The organism is Rhizobium sp. IY2, from assembly GCF_047532935.1.
Classification (GTDB): domain Bacteria; phylum Pseudomonadota; class Alphaproteobacteria; order Rhizobiales; family Rhizobiaceae; genus Rhizobium; species Rhizobium anhuiense.
This window is the reverse complement of the sequence record NZ_JBLKNU010000001.1, coordinates 171,115-189,593: the sequence shown is the minus strand read 5'-3', so window position 1 is coordinate 189,593 and position 18,479 is coordinate 171,115. Positions and strand designations below refer to the sequence as shown.

General features: G+C 60.4%; 16 protein-coding genes. 10 read left to right on the top strand and 6 right to left on the bottom strand.

Features of this window, described 5'->3' with window-relative positions; genetic code table 11:
• Positions 1–128: 128 nt before the first annotated feature.
• Complete coding sequence (locus ACMUVN_RS00845) at positions 129–2,363, bottom strand: TonB-dependent hemoglobin/transferrin/lactoferrin family receptor (RefSeq protein ID WP_063474511.1); 2,235 nt, start codon at positions 2,361–2,363, stop codon at positions 129–131.
• Positions 2,364–2,634: 271 nt separating this feature from the next.
• Here ACMUVN_RS00845 and ACMUVN_RS00840 point away from each other — a divergent pair, with 271 nt between their 5' ends.
• The gene (locus ACMUVN_RS00840) at positions 2,635–3,582 is read left to right on the top strand and encodes an extensin family protein (RefSeq protein ID WP_047611315.1); all 948 of its coding nucleotides are present in this window, start codon (positions 2,635–2,637) and stop codon (positions 3,580–3,582) included.
• 67 nt (positions 3,583–3,649) lie between these two features.
• Here the strand turns inward: ACMUVN_RS00840 and ACMUVN_RS00835 are convergent, their stop codons facing one another.
• A complete protein-coding gene (locus ACMUVN_RS00835) occupies positions 3,650–5,329 on the bottom strand; it encodes a formate--tetrahydrofolate ligase (RefSeq protein WP_029867912.1) in 1,680 nt (559 codons plus the stop codon).
• Between the two features lie 157 nt (positions 5,330–5,486).
• Between ACMUVN_RS00835 and ACMUVN_RS00830 the strand changes: the two genes are divergently transcribed.
• A complete protein-coding gene (locus ACMUVN_RS00830) occupies positions 5,487–6,017 on the top strand; it encodes a TIGR00645 family protein (protein WP_080759844.1) in 531 nt (176 codons plus the stop codon).
• A gap of 60 nt (positions 6,018–6,077) precedes the next feature.
• Here ACMUVN_RS00830 and ACMUVN_RS00825 read toward each other — a convergent pair whose 3' ends face one another.
• Complete coding sequence (locus ACMUVN_RS00825; protein WP_414814791.1) at positions 6,078–7,727, bottom strand: hypothetical protein; 1,650 nt, start codon at positions 7,725–7,727, stop codon at positions 6,078–6,080.
• A gap of 331 nt (positions 7,728–8,058) precedes the next feature.
• Between ACMUVN_RS00825 and ACMUVN_RS00820 the strand changes: the two genes are divergently transcribed.
• Both ACMUVN_RS00820 and ACMUVN_RS00815 read left to right on the top strand, forming a co-directional pair.
• Positions 8,059–8,784 (top strand): helix-turn-helix transcriptional regulator, encoded by a 726-nt coding sequence (locus ACMUVN_RS00820; RefSeq protein ID WP_029867909.1) that lies wholly within the window; start codon positions 8,059–8,061, stop codon positions 8,782–8,784.
• A 46-nt stretch (positions 8,785–8,830) separates the two neighbouring features.
• Positions 8,831–9,292 carry a PAS domain-containing protein gene (locus tag ACMUVN_RS00815; protein WP_029867908.1) on the top strand — a complete coding sequence of 154 codons (462 nt, stop codon included), beginning with the start codon at positions 8,831–8,833 and terminating at the stop codon, positions 9,290–9,292.
• A gap of 47 nt (positions 9,293–9,339) precedes the next feature.
• On the opposite strand, the gene ACMUVN_RS00810 is transcribed toward ACMUVN_RS00815, so the two are convergent.
• From ACMUVN_RS00810 to ACMUVN_RS00800, 3 genes are all read right to left on the bottom strand, one after another.
• Positions 9,340–10,470, bottom strand: a complete 1,131-nt coding sequence (locus ACMUVN_RS00810; RefSeq protein WP_047611318.1) for a DUF2333 family protein — start codon at positions 10,468–10,470, stop codon at positions 9,340–9,342.
• 148 nt (positions 10,471–10,618) lie between these two features.
• Entirely contained in the window at positions 10,619–11,692 is a 1,074-nt protein-coding gene (locus ACMUVN_RS00805) for a hypothetical protein (protein ID WP_047614310.1), read from the bottom strand.
• Positions 11,693–11,765: 73 nt separating this feature from the next.
• Positions 11,766–12,368 (bottom strand): thymidine kinase, encoded by a 603-nt coding sequence (locus ACMUVN_RS00800; RefSeq protein WP_029867904.1) that lies wholly within the window; start codon positions 12,366–12,368, stop codon positions 11,766–11,768.
• Positions 12,369–12,605: 237 nt separating this feature from the next.
• Here ACMUVN_RS00800 and ACMUVN_RS00795 point away from each other — a divergent pair, with 237 nt between their 5' ends.
• From ACMUVN_RS00795 to ACMUVN_RS00770, 6 genes are all read left to right on the top strand, one after another.
• Positions 12,606–13,562: a choline ABC transporter substrate-binding protein gene (locus ACMUVN_RS00795; protein ID WP_029867903.1), complete on the top strand. Its 957-nt coding sequence runs from the start codon at positions 12,606–12,608 to the stop codon at positions 13,560–13,562.
• 73 nt (positions 13,563–13,635) lie between these two features.
• On the top strand, positions 13,636–14,481 hold the full coding sequence (choW, locus tag ACMUVN_RS00790; protein ID WP_414814790.1) for a choline ABC transporter permease subunit: 846 nt from the start codon (positions 13,636–13,638) through the stop codon (positions 14,479–14,481).
• Positions 14,478–15,530 carry a choline ABC transporter ATP-binding protein gene (gene choV / locus ACMUVN_RS00785; protein ID WP_029867902.1) on the top strand — a complete coding sequence of 351 codons (1,053 nt, stop codon included), beginning with the start codon at positions 14,478–14,480 and terminating at the stop codon, positions 15,528–15,530. The genes choW and choV overlap by 4 nt, the downstream gene beginning before the upstream one ends.
• A 31-nt stretch (positions 15,531–15,561) precedes the next feature.
• Positions 15,562–16,311, top strand: coding sequence for a HugZ family protein (locus ACMUVN_RS00780; RefSeq protein WP_029867901.1), 750 nt, complete (start codon positions 15,562–15,564; stop codon positions 16,309–16,311).
• Positions 16,312–16,427: 116 nt separating this feature from the next.
• Positions 16,428–16,745, top strand: a complete 318-nt coding sequence (locus ACMUVN_RS00775; RefSeq protein WP_003561417.1) for an ArsR/SmtB family transcription factor — start codon at positions 16,428–16,430, stop codon at positions 16,743–16,745.
• Between the two features lie 357 nt (positions 16,746–17,102).
• The gene (locus ACMUVN_RS00770) at positions 17,103–18,428 is read left to right on the top strand and encodes an aspartate aminotransferase family protein (protein ID WP_029867900.1); all 1,326 of its coding nucleotides are present in this window, start codon (positions 17,103–17,105) and stop codon (positions 18,426–18,428) included.
• Positions 18,429–18,479 lie beyond the last annotated feature (51 nt).

Below are 18,479 nucleotides of genomic sequence, written 5' to 3'. Positions count from 1 at the left end.
CAATGTTCAAGGACTTGATCATGAAAAATTGTTAGCCTGAGATCAGCCATTGCGCAAGAGGCGATTGCGGGATCGAAAAAGGGCGGCCCGAAAGCCGCCCTCCCCCAGCCTAGAAAGCGCGATCGCGATCAGAAAGTCTTGGTGATCGACACCTTGAACGTACGGCCCGGCTCCGAATACCATTCTTGCGGCTGCGACGCAGTCACCGAGGTCAGGTTGACGTCGCGCACGGCGAGCGCGTTGTAGTGCTCCTGATCGAAGATGTTGTAGACACCCCCCTGGATACGCAGACCCTTCAACTGTTCCGGCGTCCACCATGCCGTCAGATCGACGACACCATAACCGGGCGCATCGAATGTGGTCGCAACATCGTCGTCAGGCATGGCTGCCGAGAGCGTCGAGGAAAGATCGAAACCGTAGTTGTCGTTGCTCCAACCGCCGCCGATGATCGCCTTGAAGGGAGCAACCGATCGCAAGTATTTGCCCGTATCCTCGTTGCGGCCATAGGCATAGGCAAGCGACGCATGCAGGTTGATGCCATTGTTGAATGTCTTGACGGCACTGGCTTCAATACCCGAAATTGTGGCCGCAGAAACGTTCGTGTAGTTGAACTCCGTAAAGCCGGTCGCGTCCCGGCTTGTCACCGTCTCGATAAAGTTCTGGTAGCGGGTGTGAAAAGCCGCAACCCGACCGGTAAAATCGCCCGTGTCGAAATTGGCGCCGATTTCGACGCCGCGGCCGATTTCCGGCTCCAGATCGGGATTGCCGAGCTGGGCGTAGCGGCCCGTCGGGTTATAGAAGCGGCTGTAGAGCTCGTCCACGGTGGGTGCGCGGAAGCCAACGGCCAGCTGTGCGTAAAGCTGCACGTCGGGCGTCAGGTCATATGTGGCAAGGATCTTCGGCGATAGGCCGGCTTCCGTCCGGTCGTTCAGGTCCCCGAAACGAGTAAGCCCGGTATTGCTTGCGAAACTTCCGCCGGTCGACGGATTGTAGTTGAACCAGTCGAAGCGGAAGCCGGGTGTCAACGCTAAGCCGGTATTGCCGATTTCGATCTTGTCTTCGAAGGTCAGCCCCAGGTTCTGGCTGTCGACATTGGGCACTTCCGCCTGGTTGTTCAGCGCCGGGCACGTTGTGGGCGTCGGGCAAAGTGCCCAGCTATACTGGCTCCAGCTGGAAATGCCGACGTCGAGGCCCACGCGAACGGAGTGGCTGAGACCGGAATATTCGAAATCCTTCGTCGCCGTGCCGCTGAAGCCCCAGGTTTCGTTTTCTATCTGGTTGTTACGGCCATAGGCCACATTGGCGGTCGTACGGCCCCGGCTGCCGGCTTCCTTCTTCAAATCCAGCCAATAAAGCGTTGCGCGCGCACTGCTGAAGAATGCGTCGGAAGACTGCGCCTCATAATCGTAATCGAGAGAAACGCGGTCGCGGTCGCGCAGTTCGCGGCCGTCATAATTGTCGATCCGGAAGTTGCGCGGCGTCGTGCCGCCCTGGAGCTCGCGCAGGTCGGTCTTGAGATCGCGGCGGAAGCGTTCGGCCGTCAGGCCGATGCGATGACCGCCTTCCAGCTCCTGTCGCAGCTTGAAGAGCAGGTTGTGCTGGTCGAAATCGGCGGGATCCGCCTCGGTGCGAGAGCGGCCATAGCTGTCGTTGTCGCCCATATTGTCGCGTTCATGGCCCTTGCGGTAGCCGCCCTGAAACAGGATCGACGTGTTGCCGATCTTCTTGGCAGCGGCGGCCGAGCTGGAAATGCTGCGATCCTCGCTGTCATATGTCGACTTGACGATCGCACCCCAATCCCGGCCTTCGGGAATGAGATCCTCCGGCTCGAGCGTATTGAGAACGATGGCGCCACCGAGCATGCCCGAGCCGCCCTTGCTCGAATCTGCGCCGCGCACGATATCGAGCGACGACAGCGAATCGAAATCGAAGGTATCGCCGCCGCCATTGGCGTTGGCCGGCGCGAAAGCACCCTGGCGCGAACTGTTCGAAATATACGGGATCGGAATGCCGTCAATGGTGGTCAGGATGCGAGCGCCGGAGAGGCCGCGCAGGTTGAAGCCCGCGTCGCCACGCGAGTAGTTCACACCTGCATCGACGCTGCGGCCAATATCGTCGAAATTGGTGACCTGCTTCTCTTCGAGCGTCTTGGCGGTGATCTCGGTCGCAAGCGGCGTGTCGGCGACGCTGCCCGGCGCCACGCGTTTGCCCTTGACGACGATCTTCTGCAGGACGGTGCTGTCTTCTGCGGTGGCTTGCGGCGTCGTTGCCGGAGCGCTTTGCGCGAAAGACTGCGAAACAGGAAAAACAACTGTGGCTGCCGTGCAGACCAACAAAACCGAACGCCAATGCCGGACGATCATAACCTACCCTCTAATGATGATTACCGGGCTGGCTGGTCGTGGCGCGTCAAACGCTCGAGGGGCTGGCTGGGCTTTTGCGGATGAAGGCGACGCAGAATTTCTGCCTTCTTTTTGCCGCATAAAAAACATGAGTTCTATTGTCAACATAATCCGGCGATTTATGTTGAATAATATTATCAAGTTTTAACGATCTTCCTAAACGTTGCGCATTTGCAACGAAAACCGCCCTCGCGCATTATCCCTAACTATCGGCAGCAGGGAATCGGATGCGTTGAGAAAACTTTCGATACTGGCGATCCTGATCGCCGCTACCGCCTTTCTTGCCGGCGCCCGCTTGCCCCCACAAGGTCCACTGCCCCAACCTCGGCCCGATGCCGGCGAGACGAGCAGCCCCACCTCTGTCCCGCCTGCGGAGGCGGAACCGCCCGCGCCTGAAGAGGTGCCGGCCCCTCAGCCGAAACCTGATGTAAAGGCTCCGGAGGCACCGAGCCAGCCGTCGACGCCGGGGGCCGAACCGGCCCAGCCTGCGCCGGCCGAACCCATGCAAGGCCCGCCGCTGCCCCCGGGCAAGCTTGAAAGCCCGCAGACCCCGACTGAAGAAAACAAGCCGCCAGCCGAGCAGACGCTCGAAGAACAGCATCTGACGATCGAACCCGAAAGCGACACCGAGCACGCCGAATGCACGGCCGCACTCCGGGCTTTGGGCGTCGTCTTCAAGGAAACGCCGCGTATCGATGACGGCAACGGCTGCGGCATCGACAAACCGATCATCGTCTCCGAAGCCCTGCCCGGCATCAGCCTGAAGCCGGAAGCGACGCTCCGCTGCCCGGCAGCACTCGCCCTTGCCCGCTGGATGAAGGACAGCGTCATCCCGGCCGCCTCCGCCGCCTTGCCGGAGCAGGGCCGCATCACCACCGTCAACCAGGCAACGGCCTATATGTGCCGCCTGCGTAATGGCGCCGGAACAGGCAAGATCTCCGAACATGCCCGCGGCAACGCCATCGATATTGCGAGTTTCCATTTCGAAAAGGGCGAGGATGTCGCCGTCCGCTCCCGCCGCGAGGATCCGACGCTCACCGGCGCCTTCCAGCGCACCGTCAGCGCCGCCGGCTGCCTCTATTTCACCACCGTCCTCGACCCCGAAAGCGACGCGGCCCACGAGACGCATTTCCATCTCGACGTCATCGAGAGGAAGGGCGGCTATCGCTATTGCCACTAATCATTTCAACGAGTTGCGGTTCACGCTTGAATCAGGCCGTCGAACAGATGAGCAAGCGTTCTGAAGATCAGAACAAGCCCTCGATATAACCCTGATCGTTCAGGAAAATCCGCTCCGCCGACGGCGATTTCGGCAGGCCGGGCATCGTCATGATCTCGCCGGTGATGGCGACGACGAAGCCGGCGCCCGCCGAAAGCCGCACCTCCCGCACAGTGACGACATGGCCTTCCGGCGCCCCGCGTAGGTTCGGATCGGTGGAGAAGGAATATTGCGTCTTCGCCATGCAGATCGGCAGATTGCCGTAGCCCTGCTCCTCCCATGTCTGTAGCTGGTCGCGCACCGCCTTGTCGGCCGTCACCTCGCCGGCATGGTAGATCTTCGAGGCGACGATCTCGATCTTCTCGAACAGCGAAATGTCGTCGCCATAGAGCGGCTGGAATTTCGCTTGGCCGGATTCAGCCAGTTCCACCACCTTGTGCGCCAGTTCCTCGATGCCGGCCGAACCCAGCGCCCAGTGGCGGCAGAGGATCGCCTCGGCGCCGAGTCTTGAGACGAATTCCTTGACCGCCGCAATCTCGGCGTCGGTATCCGAGACGAAATGATTGATCGCCACGACGACGGGCACGCCGAACCGGCGCACATTGGCGACGTGCCGTCCAAGATTGGCGCAGCCCTTCTTCAACGCCGCCACGTCCTCGGTGCCGAGATTCTCCTTCTTCACCCCGCCATTCATCTTCAGCGCCCGGACGGTCGCGACGATGACCGCCGCATCCGGTTTCAGTCCGGCCTTGCGGCATTTGATGTCGAAGAATTTCTCCGCTCCGAGATCGGCCCCGAAGCCTGCTTCCGTCACCACATAGTCGCCGAGCTTCAGCGCCGTCTTCGTCGCCGTCACCGAATTGCAGCCATGGGCGATGTTGGCGAAGGGTCCGCCATGCACGAAGGCCGGATTGTTCTCCAGCGTCTGCACGAGGTTCGGCTGCATCGCATCCTTCAAGAGCACCGCCATGGCGCCGTCGGCTTTCAGGTCGCGCGCATGCACCGGCGTGCGGTCGAAGCGATAGCCGATGATGATGTCGCCGAGCCGCCGCTCCAGATCCTTGAGATCGGTGGCGAGGCAGAGGATCGCCATCACCTCGGAGGCGACGGTGATGTCGAACCCGCCCTGGCGCGGGAAACCGTTGGCGACACCGCCGAGCGAGGAGACCATGCTTCTGAGCGCCCGGTCGTTCATGTCCATGACCCGCCGCCAGGTGATGCGGCGAATGTCGATATTCTCTTCGTTGCCCCAGTAGATATGGTTGTCGATCATCGCCGCCAACAGATTGTGCGCCGAGGTGATCGCATGGAAATCGCCGGTGAAATGCAGGTTGATGTCTTCCATCGGCACGACCTGCGCATAACCGCCGCCGGCCGCCCCGCCCTTGACGCCGAAACAGGGGCCGAGAGAAGCCTCGCGGATGCAGATGATGGCTTTCTTGCCGATCCGGTTCAGCCCGTCGCCGAGCCCGACGGTGGTCGTCGTCTTGCCCTCGCCCGCCGGTGTCGGATTGATCGCAGTGACGAGGATCAGCCTGCCGTCCTTCTTGCCTGCCTGCGCCGCGATGAACTCAGCGCTGACCTTCGCCTTGTCGTGACCATAGGGAGCGAGTTGCTCAACCGGAATGCCGAGTTTCGCCCCGATCTCGAAGATCGGCTTCTTGGCAGCTGCGCGCGCGATTTCGATATCGGATTTGATGGCTGGCATGGATGTCCCCCGTCCGACCTCCGCGGACGCAGAGTCGTTGTTTTCCCCTTATCGAGATAGCGAAATATCGGCGAAGTGTGAATAGCGCCACGCCTTGCGGCAGCCACGCTGGGCGTTTATGTGGCGGTCAACGATTGCGGTTTCACAGGGTGAAAACATGAAGTCACTGGAACTCATCATTGAGCGCATCATCCTGTCGAGCCGCTGGCTCCTCGTCGCCTTCTATATCGGCCTGGTAGCGGCGCTCGCCGTCTATGCCGTTTCCTTCGCCTACAAGCTCCTGAAGATCGCCTCCGGCGTCTTCGAGCTCGACGAAGCGGAGATGATCCTTGCCATGCTCAGTCTGATCGACGCAGCCCTCGTCGCCAGCCTGATCGTCATGGTGATGATCTCGGGCTACGAGAATTTCGTCAGCCGCTTCGATGAGGCCAGTGAGGCTGACAACGAGGTTTCCTTCCTCGGCAAGCTCGATTCAGGCAGCCTGAAGATCAAGGTCGCCTCCTCGATCGTCGCCATTTCCTCCATCCATCTGCTGCAGGTCTTCCTTAATGCCGACAAATATGCCGACGGCAAGATCATGTGGCTGACCTTCATGCACCTCGCCTTCGTCGCCTCCGCCGTCATGCTCGGCTTCCTGGAGAAGCTGATGAGCGTGACGTCGAAAAATGATTTGAAGGACAAGGGGTAAAGGGACGACGAACTGATTGTCCCACGTCAGTGAGTGGGCACACCGGCGTTCTTTTCCGCATCAATTCGAGGCCGCAGCAACAGGAGCGATCTCTGCCTCAGCTTTTCTGGGGCATCGAAGACTTTCCTTGGCATCGGGTCCACATAGGCGATCACCGGGCTCATCACCGTAAGGGATGATCCCGTTGACGATGCCAAGCTCGAGCGCCTGAGAACGAGGAATATTCTTTCGCTCAATCGAGGTCGCGAGCATCATCGTCTCGAAAGACTCGGCATTAACGCCCATCTCGTCGAAATAGGCGAAGAATTTCCTATCTTCAGCCGTCGTGGGTCTGACAAGGCCGATATCGGAATATCCGACAATCCGCGGCGTTCCGCTCATCAAGACGAGAGTACAGGTCGAAAGGCAGTATGCACCGCCGGCAGAGACCTCCCCCTCCGTCGGACCGCTTTTGGCCATGCTCGCCTTGCAACGCGGATCGAGCGTCGGGCAGTTCGGCAACCGCGTTCTGCCAATCGAGGTCTCCAGACCTGCCGCACGGATCACACGCCCCATCGCGAAAGCCGCATCCATGTCCCCGCCATTGGACTGAAGAACGAGCGGCAGCTTTCTTTCGCCGAGCGTCTTCAAGATTGCCGCCAGCCGAGCCGGGGTATCCGGCGTGATGTCTCCTTCCGCAGAAATCCACTGCGTGCACTCCTCCTGGCAATTGCCATGATACATCAGGAGAAAGTCCATCGGCAGGGTTGTCGGCTGTTTCTCGCTTGTGTCTGCAGTTGCGGGCGCCCCAGCCGCTTCGACCGCCGAATGGCCGTGGCAGGCGGCATCAGTGGCTGCACCCGCCACGCAGAGCGGCATGCCCGGCCACTCATTGTAAGCCAGCATGTCGGTGTTCAGCCCCATGCGAAGTGCATCTGCTGGCGGTACGATAGTGATGCGATCAGGAGGGGTACTCATCATCAAACCGATCAGATCGGCACTGACGCCCATCTCCTTCAAATAGCCCGTCAGGGCAGCGGCCGCCTTCTTTCCAAGTTTAGTGGAACTACTCTGCCCCGCGGATTTGCGTCCAACCTCCTTGCGGGAAATTTCCGTCTTCTTGCCATTCACGATCTTGTATTCGATGCGATAGGAGACACGCTCTCTCTTGTAGACGGTCGTGATCTGATGGACACCGATGAAAGCCCATTGCGACGAGACGCGCGAGGTACCGCCGGCGAAAGCCAGAGGACATGCGGAAAAGCAGTATGCGCCATCCGAATAGGTGACGCCGACCGAGCTGCCATCCTTTTCGATAGCGGCGGCGCAGCGCGTATCGTCCGCTGGGCAATCCTTCAGTCGCGTGCCTCCTACGGCTGTTTCCAGACCGGCCTTGCGGATGATCCGGCCCATCGCATAGGCAGCATCGACCTCACCACCTTCCGACTGAAAGACCACCGGCAATTTCCGATCCCCGATTTTCTTCAGAATTTTTCGGAGCTGGCCGGGAGTATCGGTGGTTATGCGCCCCTCTGCCGATATCCATTCAGGACAGTCTTCCATGCAGAGGAGGCTTCGTACGATGATGAAACGCATTGGCGCCTGCCCCGCCTGCTTCTTCTTCTCGGCAGCCTGTGAGATCGCGGCACCGATCGGCAAGCTCAAAAATAACAGGGCCAGTAATATAAGGAAAAACAGATGCTTGCTAAAAACAAAAATTGCAAAGCGCACGATTAAATCGCCTCAGTTATACATGAGAATACGATTAGCAATTGCACCGAACCGCAGCAAGCCAGATTTCGCTGGTGTTACCGCCCAACCTCTTTCCCGAAGTGATTCTCTTCCTGTCCGGCTGCGTGAGATCCATCGCTCTGCGGCCACGCGGGAGCCAAAGATACCGCAACGCTATTTTTGCAAGTCGAAACTCAACCAAGACGCGATCTACTGTGACTAATTTTTCACAATTTGAATGAATCGGCTTGCGCCAAGTCGGTTGGGACTAGCATCCCGCCGCCTTTCTGTGTTTGATAGCGGTAACATTGGGGCTGCCGGAGGCGTACAAATGTCTTACATGACTACCTCTGAAAGACAGTCATTGCTTTCGGCAGAGCTTGCGACTGCACGAACACGTGGCCTCTTTGCACAGGCGCTCGGCAGAATCTCCACAGCCTTCGGATTGTCGCATGCGACGCTGATGCACGCCCCTTCTCCCGAAGACCTTCTTTTGAAACCGCTGCTGATCGAGAGTTCGCTTCCGGCCGCCTATGTCAGGGAGTTTGATCGCGCCCACATGATGCGCGGTTGTCCATTTGGCGTGCGGCTGAGAGAGTCCGCTGTGCCGCCGGTCTGGCACCTCAACGACACCGTCAATGGTCAGGCCTTTCCTGCCGAACTGCGTGCCCTGATGCTGCGCCATGCCATACCGGCAGGCGTCGCCATGCCGACCATCGCAGCCGATGGCCAACGGTTGGTCTTCTGGTTCTGCGGCGACCGCGCCGCACTCGGCCAGAGCGAGATCAATGAGTTGGCAATGATCATTCTGCATGCACTCGATGCATACAATGCAGTCAAACGCAACGAGGAATGCGCGCATAACGCGCTGTCGACTCGCGAACTAGAAGTTGTACGCTGGACTGCCCAAGGCAAAACCTCGATCGAAATCGGCCAGATCCTGGCGCTCTCGGACCATACGGTGAACGCCTATATGACGAACGCGATCAAAAAACTCGATTGCGTCAACCGCACCCAGTTGGTAGCTAAGGCAATTCGATTGAAGCTGATCAACTGAGGCATCAGAAGAGAGTCGGCACGTCGTCCCGTGATCTGGGGGAATCGTGTCTCTTCGTTTCGAACAGCCCGTCATTGACAAGACAGCGCAATCCCGCGCCCACATCGGCATCACCGATGCGGAAATTGTCCAGATGCTTGCTGCCTATCGCCTTTTCGGCTTCTGGCGCATCGACATCGAGACTGGACATTTCTTTGCAAGCGAGGATGTGCACACGATCTTCGATCTCCCCTACAGCGACGGCCCCGTCAATCTGACAGAGCTGATGTCGCGCATTCATGAGGAGGACCGCAGCCTCATCGCTCAAACCTTCGAAGAGGCGAGCCTTCACCGCGCCGGTTTCCATTTTGTCTATCGTGTCGACAACCGGCTTGGCGGCTACAAGGTGGTGCGCAGCGTCGGCCGCTTCCGTGACGATGAAAGTGGCAGCGGCATCGTCGGCATCACCTACGAATTCGTCGAGAAACTGCGTGTCGTCGGCTTCGAGGACAACACGGCGTCTCGCTGACTCGACAGCGATAACGCCTGATTAGCTTGTCTGTTGGACGCGCGGGATTAGCGGTCGAGCACCGAGCGGATTTCGACGAGGTTCGAGCGCACCCTCAGAATATAAAAGCCCATGGTGGCGAGATGGCTCGGCATGATCCAGCCATCCTCGCGCCCGTTCGAGATGATCGCCGGCTGGATGCGCAGCGCCGCCTGGAACTGTCGCATGGTCCCGCCCCAGATCGCTCCGAGATTGCGCTCCGACACAACTTGCGAGAAATCGGCCTGGGCAGCCGCCATGATCGCGTAATAGCCGTAGAGCTGGCCGTAGGCGAACCAGAACCGGTCGTCGGCGCGGGTATCGAACCAGCCGCGATTGTGGTTTTCCGAGCGCTCGGCAAGCATATCCGAGGTGCCGCCGAGATCGTTGGCGATGCGGTCGATGAACTGCACCAGATTGTCGGCACGGCCATCGAAAATGGCGTTACAGAGGGCGAGATCAGTGTTGAACTTGCGCAGGCTGCCGATCGCCGAGCGGTAATAGGAAGGCGTCGGCGTCTTCGGCCCGAAGGGATTGAACCCGAAATACCAGCTATATTCGTCGAACTGCAGATTGCCCCGCGCGCGCTGCAAGTCGTTGTTGATACCCGATGTACCGCGCACGCGCCCGAGCGTGTCGACAAGCTCCACCGAGGTCCGCCGGACCGCCTGGTTGACGCCGCGCTGGAACGACGCCTTGTTGTCGAGGAAGGGCGTGTGATCCCAGTCGATGCCGAAGAAGCCCATCTTGTAGAGCAGCATGGAGGAAATCCATGCGTTCTGGTTGACATTGAAATCGGTCAGATCGGCCGCGACGTCGACGATCGCCGAGCGCTGGCAGGTCTTTGGCGCGGTCGCATCGGCTCCTTCAGCGACCGGCACGTCCTGCCCGGCGGCAACCTTGCGTTCGGAAAGCCGGTACTGGTCGACGAAGGCGGTGTTGAAATTCGTCCAGATCTGCGTCTGCCAGAAGAAATAGCCGTAAAGCACGACGAACAGCGCCACGAATGCGATGACCGGCAATCGGATCATCCAGCTCCGGCGCTGATACCAGCCATGCGCGGCAAGAAAAGGCCAGAAGGCCCAAGCGGCAAACAGGCGGGCCCAGCGGCCGATCGTCTGGCCGATCAGCCTGAAAAAACCGGCAATCCCGTCAAGCATCGTCGTCTCCTGTCAGGGCGAGGCGAACATCGGGACATTGCCGCCCCGCTGCTTCCACATATGCGCTCGATGGCCCGAGCACAACAACAGCCTCTCGATTTTTCGGATTGAAGTTATGGCGAAAAAGGGCGCGCAACGCGCCCGGCGATCAGGAACGCAGGAAAGGCAGGTTGAAACGGAAGGACCTGCGCGCCGTGTCGATCAAAGGCGCTCCCAATGTCGCCGGCGGCGGCTCGGCATAGGTCGGAAACCGCCTGGCGAATTCGAGATCGGCGCGGCTCTTGCGTCGCTCCAGATCCTGGGCGACCAGCATGCCCTTTTCGAACAGCCGGATCGGCGCGGCGATATCGGGAAAGAGTTCCGGCTTGATCCGCATCTTCATGCCCGGCCGGTCGGTATCGACCTGCGCCTGGTAGATGATCAGCCGCTCCTCGACATCGATCATCAGCTTGCGCAGCAGCACGTTGCAGGCGGCGATCCGGCCGTTCAGCGAATCGACAAAAGCCTGGAACAGGCCGATGAAGCGCTCGCGCCGCTGGCTATCGTCGCGCATCTCGTGCTCGCCGGCGGAAATCCGCTCGGCCTCCGCCTTCAACGCCCGCCGCTCCGCCTCCATCTGCTCCCAATGCGCCCTGTTGCCATAGACGCCGATACGGCCCTGCGTCGTCAGCGCCTTGGCATTGAGCTCCTTCATCTTGAGGCGGGCGATATCGATGGAAACGACCAGCCGGCGCCGCTGCTCGACAATGTCGACGAGGCTGAGTTCGGCCGCCTTGTGCCGTTCGGTGAGCAAGGCGCGCTGGCCGGCGATCAGCCTGGCGAGCGCGTCCGATTTCGCCAAAAGATCGAGCAGCCGTTCGATGACGGGCGCCTCACGTACACGTGAGGTATACATGCGCCACATCCGCTGGCGCGACAGCCAGCCGGCCATCTTCTCGCGCAGCGTCAGCCCCCGGAAGCTGTCGAGATCGGCCGAAACCTCGGCCGTCAGCCGGTCGAGGGCAAAGACCAGCTCGGCCAGTTGGGCGTCGAGCCCCGCAGCATCGGCGATATGGGCCTGGAAGCGGACATTCTGCTCGATGAAGATCTCGTCGGCCGACCGTGTTTCGTCACCGCTAAAGGCGCCGATCGCAGCCACGCAATAGGCTCCCTCCGCCGCAATGCTCTCGGCAAGTCTGCCTGCGACTTCGTACTGGCCGTCGAATGGCGGGGGTTTGCGCACCTGATCTCTCCAGGGAATCTCCTGCTCAAGCTAGTCGCTTGCGGCGCCAAAGAAAACAGGCAGCTTCGCGGCTTCAGACCGGCTCGGCGATCCAGGCACCGTTCATCGCGTCGTCCCAATGCCTGCGGCAGAGCGAGACATATTTCTCGTTTCCGCCGACATCGATCTGCGCGCCTTCGTGCAACACTTTTCCCTCTGCGTCGTGTCGCACCACCATCGTCGCCTTGCGCCCGCAATGGCAGATGGTGCGCACCTCGCGCATTTCGTCGGCGATCGCCAGCAGTTCCTGCGAGGCCGGAAACAGCTTGCCCTGGAAATCGGTTCTCAGCCCGTAGACCATGACGGGGATACCGAGCCTGTCGACGACCCTGGCAAGCTGCCAGACATGGACAGGCGTCATGAAATGCGCCTCGTCGACGAAGATGCAGGATATCGGCGCCCCTTCGCCGCTCAACGTCGCGACCAGCCGAAACAGATCCTCGTGCGGCTCGAAGGGAATGGCGCTCGCCTCCAAGCCGATCCGCGAACCGATCACGCCCCGGCCCGCGCGCTCGTCGAAAGCGGCGATCAACTGCACGGTGCGCATGCCGCGCTCCTGATAATTATAGGAGGCCTGCAGCAGCATCGTCGACTTGCCGGCATTCATCGTCGAGTAGTTGAAATAGAGTTTTGCCATCCGATTTCTCCTTAATCGGCTTATTGAAAGCTCGGAATGGCAAAGAAAAGCCCCGTGGCGGCGATAATCACAGGAATCCACGCTCAAAAACCGCCGAAAGCCCCGAAAACAGGGCGTCGCGAAAAAATCCGCCGACGTCGCAATCGCATGGGTCGATACGACGCAAACGCACTGAGGTCGCTTGTCAAACTCGGTTATTGATGGTTGGCTTGGGAACTTAAAGACTGGGAGTCTAAAATGAAAACAACAAGCACATTCAAACTCGTCACTGCAACTGCCGTCGCCGCCCTCTCCGTTGCGACCGCCGCCTTCGCCGCAGATCCAGACAGCTGCTCTACGGTGCATTTCTCGGATGTCGGCTGGACTGACATCACTGCCACCACCGCCACCGCATCCGTCATTCTGAAGAGCATCGGCTATCAGACCGATGTTAAGGTCCTTTCGGTGCCGGTCACCTACACCTCGCTGAAGAACAAGGACATCGACATCTTCCTCGGCAACTGGATGCCGACACAGGAAAAGGATGTCCGTCCCTACCTCGACGATAAGTCGGTCGAATCCTTCGGCCCCAACCTTGTCGGCGCCAAGTACACGCTCGCCACCAACGCCAAGGGCGCCGAGCTCGGCATCAAGGACTTCAAGGACATCGCCGCTCACAAGGACGATCTCGACGGCAAGATCTATGGCATCGAGCCTGGCAATGACGGCAACCGCCTCGTCATGGACATGATCGAAAAGAACACTTTTGACCTGAAGGATATGGAAGTCGTCGAATCCTCCGAGCAGGGCATGCTCGCTCAGGTCGCGCGTGCCGACAAATCCGGCAAGCCCGTTGTCTTCCTCGGCTGGGAACCCCATCCGATGAACACCAACTTCAAGCTGACCTACCTCACCGGCGGTGACGATATCTTCGGTCCGGATTTCGGCGGCGCCAAGGTCTACACCAACGTGCGGGCCGGTTACCTCGACGAATGCCCGAATGTCGGCGCGATGCTGAAGAACCTGACGTTCTCCCTCGACATGGAGAACCACATCATGGGCAAGATCCTCAACGACGGCAAGGAGCCGGAGGCTGCGGCTTCCGAATGGCTGAAGGCGAACCCCTCGGCGATCGAACCCTGGCTTGCGGGCGTCAAGACCCGTGACGGCAAGGGCGACGCGCTGGCGGCCGCCAAGACCGGCCTCGGTCTCTGATGACATGAACGGGGCGGCTCGCCGCCCCGTTTCATTTTTGTCCGATTGTTGTTTTTCTGGATAGGCGCGCCCCTTGAATTGGATCACCGAATTTAAGATTCCCGTTGGCCCCTGGGCCAAATCCTTCGTGGATTGGCTGACCTCGAACGGCGAATGGTTCTTCAACCAGATCGCCTTCCTGCTATCGAGCGCCATAGACGGCCTGCTCTTCGTGCTGCAGAAGCCTCATCCGCTGATCGTCATCGCTGCCATCACCGCCATCGCCTTCTGGCTGCACCGGTCGATCGCGGTCGCCGTCTTCACCTGTCTCGGGCTGCTGCTCATCGTCAACCAGGACTATTGGAAGGAGACGACGGAGACGCTCGCCCTCGTGCTCGCCGCCACCTTCGTCTGTATGGTGATCGGCATTCCGCTCGGGATTGCCGCCGCCCGCCGCCCTTGGGTCTATGCCGCCATGCGCCCGGTGCTCGATCTCATGCAGACCATCCCGACATTCGTTTATCTGATCCCGGCGCTGATCCTGTTCGGCCTCGGCATGGTGCCCGGGCTGATCGCCACCGTCATCTTCGCAATCCCCGCACCGATCCGGCTGACGCGGCTCGGCATCATCTCGACGCCGCCTTCGCTCGTCGAAGCCGCCGTCGCTTTCGGCGCGACGCCGATACAGGTGCTACGCAAGATCGAGCTTCCGTTCGCCACGCCGCAGATCATGGCGGGCCTCACCCAGACCATCATGCTGTCGCTGTCGATGGTCGTTATCGCCGCCCTTGTCGGCGCTCCCGGGCTTGGCGTGCCGGTCGTCCGCGCGCTGAATACCGTCAATATCGCCAAGGGTTTCGAGGCGGGTTTCTGCATCGTCATCCTGGCGATCATTCTCGACCGGATGTTCCGCACGGCGGGTGAAGGAGGCGGCGCATGACCGCGGTAAGCTTTAACAATGTCAGCATCATCTTCGGCGACCGGCCGGAAACCGCGCTTGCCATGGTCGACCAGGGCAAAACGCGCGACGAAATCGGCGCCACGACCGGCCTGGTGCTAGGTGTCGCCAATGCCTCGCTGACGATCGAGGAGGGCGAGATCCTGGTGCTGATGGGCCTTTCCGGCTCCGGCAAATCGACGTTGCTGCGCGCCGTCAACGGGCTCGCGCCCGTGGTACGCGGCGATGTCGCAGTCTCGGCCGCCACCGGCTCCGTCAACCCCTACAAATGCAATGCCAAAGCCCTGCGCGACCTGCGCACCCACACCGTCTCCATGGTGTTCCAGCAGTTCGCCCTCCTGCCCTGGCGCACCGTCGCCGACAATGTCGGCTTCGGTCTCGAGCTCGCGGGCATGCCGGAGGCCGAACGCAAGGTCCGCGTCGGTGAGCAGCTCGAACTCGTGAACCTGACGAAATGGGCGGACCGCAAGGTCAACGAACTGTCAGGCGGCATGCAGCAGCGTGTCGGCCTTGCCCGCGCCTTTGCCACCGGCGCCCCGATCCTGCTGATGGACGAGCCCTTCTCGGCACTCGACCCATTGATCCGCACCCGCTTGCAGGACGAACTCCTGGAGTTCCAGCGGCGGCTGAAGAAGACCATCCTCTTCGTCAGCCATGATCTCGACGAGGCCTTCCGCATCGGCAACCGCATCGCCATCATGGAGGGCGGCCGCATCATCCAGTGCGGAACGCCGCATGACATCGTCAAGAACCCGGCCGACCAGTATGTCGCGGATTTCGTGCAGAACCTCAATCCGATCAATATGTTGACGGCGGCCGACGTGATGCAGCCCGGCCTCGGCCAGACTGCCGCCGGCATGAGCGTCAGCGCCACGGCCCGTGCCGCGACGCCACTCGTCGATGTCCTCGATGCCCTTGCCCGCCAGCCGGGCAGTATCGGCATCGTCGAGAACGGCGCGATCGTCGGCACCATCTCGGCCCAGGATATCGTCGCCGGCCTCACCCGCCATCGCCGCAAGCAGGACGCTTGATGTTTTCCGTCCGCTTTGCCACAAAGCGGATATGAAAGATCAACCCTCGCCCTTACGCGAAACCGACGACGAGGCCCGCAAGCTCGCCCGCGTGCTTCTGCGCTCCGCGCGGCACGCGGCGATTGCCGTTCTCGACCCCGAGACCGGCTTTCCCTTCGCCAGCCGCGTGCTGGTCGCGATCGACATCGACGGCACGCCCGTCATCCTGGTTTCGAGGCTGTCGGCCCATACCAGGGCGCTCGGCAGCGACCCGCGCGCCTCGCTCCTGACCGGCGAGCCCGGCAGGGGCGATCCCCTCGCCCACGGGCGTCTGACGACCCAATGCCTGGCGGAAGCCGTCGAGCGCGGGCACCCGTTTTACGAACGTATCCGCACACGTTTTCTCGATCGCCACACCAAGGCGAAGCTCTATATCGACTTCCCTGATTTCCTCTTCTTCCGTCTCAAGCCGGAGCAGGCCAGCCTCAATGGCGGCTTCGGCCGCGCCTACCAGCTCGATGGCAACGATCTGATAATCCAGTCGGCCGCGAATGAGGAGATCGCCGCCGCAGCGACGGCAGCAGTGCGAGATTTAGTAGAACGTCACCCCGATGTGGCCGAAAGGCTCGCTGACCGCCTAAAGGCGCCGGAATCGGGTTCTTGGCGTATTTGTGGTATCGATTCCTCAGGTTTCGACATGATTTCCGGCGATTTTCTGCTGCGACACGAGTTCGAAACCCTCGCTGTGGATGCCGATCACATTTGTTCAAACATATCTAAAATAGCATACTCGATACCTTAAATTTAGGTATATACAATCTTCGACCCCAGTTGCTAGTTTTTGGCATCAGTCAAAATCTCGGCTGAGGGGCCAGTGCCAGCACGCATGATGTACGTTTCGCATTAGGAAGATAACATATGGAAACCTCTGATTTGGCCGATCACACGAACGTGGCGGCAGCTTTATTGTCGGCCATGGCCAACCCGAAGAGATTGCTGATCCTGTGCAGCCTCGTGAAGGGCGAAGTCGCCGTCGGTGTGCTGGCGACGCAGGTCGGCCTCAGCCAGTCGGCTCTCTCTCAGCACCTGTCGAAACTGCGCGCTCAAAAGCTGGTCAAGACCCGACGGGACGCACAAACCATCTACTATTCGAGCACCTCCGAGCCGGTCATGAAAATTCTGGCAACGCTCGAAGATATCTACCTCGTGCAAAACAGGAATAGATCCGCCGCTTGATGATAGCGCTGACATGAATGTCGGCCGATGCCCTGCCGCAAGGGGATGTTCCCGGAGGCGTGGCAGCGATATTTCAGCACCTGAACATTAATGGCACGACCGGCAAATTTGCGATTTGCCGGTCGTGCTTTTTTCTTGAAAGCCATATTCTTCCTGCTCCCCTCACCGGAAAGACTTGCAGCATGACCGCGCCGAGGCGCTCGCCCGTGATCGAGCGAAGCAGCTTGAGCCTGCCGTCAGGAGGGGCTCCGGGACTTTTCCCGTTGACGCCTTGGGAAGCCCTGATAATTTGACCGGGCAGTAAAAATATGGGCGAGAAGCCCCCGGGAAAGGGCCGTCAGCGGCCAGGAGAACAGCATGTCCAACCGCCTCAACGCACCGAACGATCTTCGCGCCTTCTGGATGCCGTTTACGGCAAACCGCCAGTTCAAGAAGGAGCCGCGTTTGTTCGTCGGCGCCAAGGACATGTATTATACGACCCATGACGGCCGTCAGGTGCTGGACGGCACGGCTGGCCTCTGGTGCGTCAATGCCGGCCACTGCCGCCCGAAGATCACCGAGGCGATCCGCGAGCAGGCCGGCGAACTCGATTACGCGCCGGCCTTCCAACTCGGCCACCCCAAGGCCTTCGAACTGGCAAACCGGCTGGTCGATATCGCCCCGGAAGGCCTGAACCACGTTCTCTACACCAATTCCGGTTCTGAATCCGTCGAGACGGCGCTCAAGGTGGCGCTCGCCTATCACCGGGTGAAGGGCAATGGTTCACGCTTCCGCCTGATCGGCCGCGAGCGCGGCTATCACGGCGTCAATTTCGGCGGCATCTCGGTCGGCGGCATCGTCACCAACCGCAAGATGTTCGGCACGCTTTTGACCGGCGTCGATCACATGCCGCACACCCACCAGCCCGGCAAGAACAGCTTCACCCGCGGCGAGCCCGAGCATGGCGGCGACATCGCCACCGAACTCGAGCGTATCGTCACTCTGCATGACGCCTCTACCGTCGCGGCCGTCATCGTCGAGCCGGTGGCCGGCTCCACCGGCGTCTTGATCCCGCCGAAGGGCTACCTGCAGAAGCTGCGCGAGATCTGCACCAAGCATGGCATCCTTCTGATCTTCGACGAGGTCATCACCGGCTTCGGACGCCTCGGCGCCCCCTTCGCCGCGCAATATTACGACGTCAAGCCTGACATGATCACCGCCGCCAAGGGGTTGACCAATGGCGTCATTCCGATGGGCGCCGTCTTCGTCACCTCCGAGATCCATGATGCCTTCATGAACGGCCCGGAGCACATGATCGAGTTCTTCCACGGCTATACCTATTCCGGCAACCCGATCGCGTCTGCCGCAGCACTCGCCACGCTCGACACCTACAAGGAAGAGGGTCTGCTGACACGCGCCGCCGAGCTCTCCGACTACTGGGCCGATGCTCTGCACTCGCTGAAGGACTGCCCCAATGTCATCGACATCCGCAACACCGGGCTGATCGGCGCGATCGAACTCGACCCGATCGCCGGCGAACCGACCAAGCGCGCCTTCACCGCTTTCCTGAAAGCCTATGAAAGCGGCCTGCTGATCCGCACCACCGGCGATATCATCGCGCTCTCTCCGCCACTGATCATCGAGAAGCAACACATCGACGAGCTCTTCGGCAAGCTGCGGACGATCCTGCAAAACAACATCTGAAAAAGCTCGCAAGCTTCCGGCAACAGCGCCTGCGTCGCGCGTCAGAAAAGA

What these genes read in the sequence shown, in the direction of transcription:
- ACMUVN_RS00845 (WP_063474511.1), bottom strand. Translation starts at nt 2,363, where the DNA reads ATGATCGTCCGGCATTGGCGTTCGGTTTTGTTGGTCTGCACGGCAGCC.
- ACMUVN_RS00835 (WP_029867912.1), bottom strand. Translation starts at nt 5,329, where the DNA reads ATGCCAGCCATCAAATCCGATATCGAAATCGCGCGCGCAGCTGCCAAG.
- ACMUVN_RS00830 (WP_080759844.1), top strand. Translation starts at nt 5,487, where the DNA reads ATGAAGTCACTGGAACTCATCATTGAGCGCATCATCCTGTCGAGCCGC.
- ACMUVN_RS00820 (WP_029867909.1), top strand. Translation starts at nt 8,059, where the DNA reads ATGTCTTACATGACTACCTCTGAAAGACAGTCATTGCTTTCGGCAGAG.
- ACMUVN_RS00810 (WP_047611318.1), bottom strand. Translation starts at nt 10,470, where the DNA reads ATGCTTGACGGGATTGCCGGTTTTTTCAGGCTGATCGGCCAGACGATC.
- ACMUVN_RS00800 (WP_029867904.1), bottom strand. Translation starts at nt 12,368, where the DNA reads ATGGCAAAACTCTATTTCAACTACTCGACGATGAATGCCGGCAAGTCG.
- ACMUVN_RS00795 (WP_029867903.1), top strand. Translation starts at nt 12,606, where the DNA reads ATGAAAACAACAAGCACATTCAAACTCGTCACTGCAACTGCCGTCGCC.
- choV (WP_029867902.1), top strand. Translation starts at nt 14,478, where the DNA reads ATGACCGCGGTAAGCTTTAACAATGTCAGCATCATCTTCGGCGACCGG.
- ACMUVN_RS00780 (WP_029867901.1), top strand. Translation starts at nt 15,562, where the DNA reads ATGAAAGATCAACCCTCGCCCTTACGCGAAACCGACGACGAGGCCCGC.
- ACMUVN_RS00775 (WP_003561417.1), top strand. Translation starts at nt 16,428, where the DNA reads ATGGAAACCTCTGATTTGGCCGATCACACGAACGTGGCGGCAGCTTTA.
- ACMUVN_RS00770 (WP_029867900.1), top strand. Translation starts at nt 17,103, where the DNA reads ATGTCCAACCGCCTCAACGCACCGAACGATCTTCGCGCCTTCTGGATG.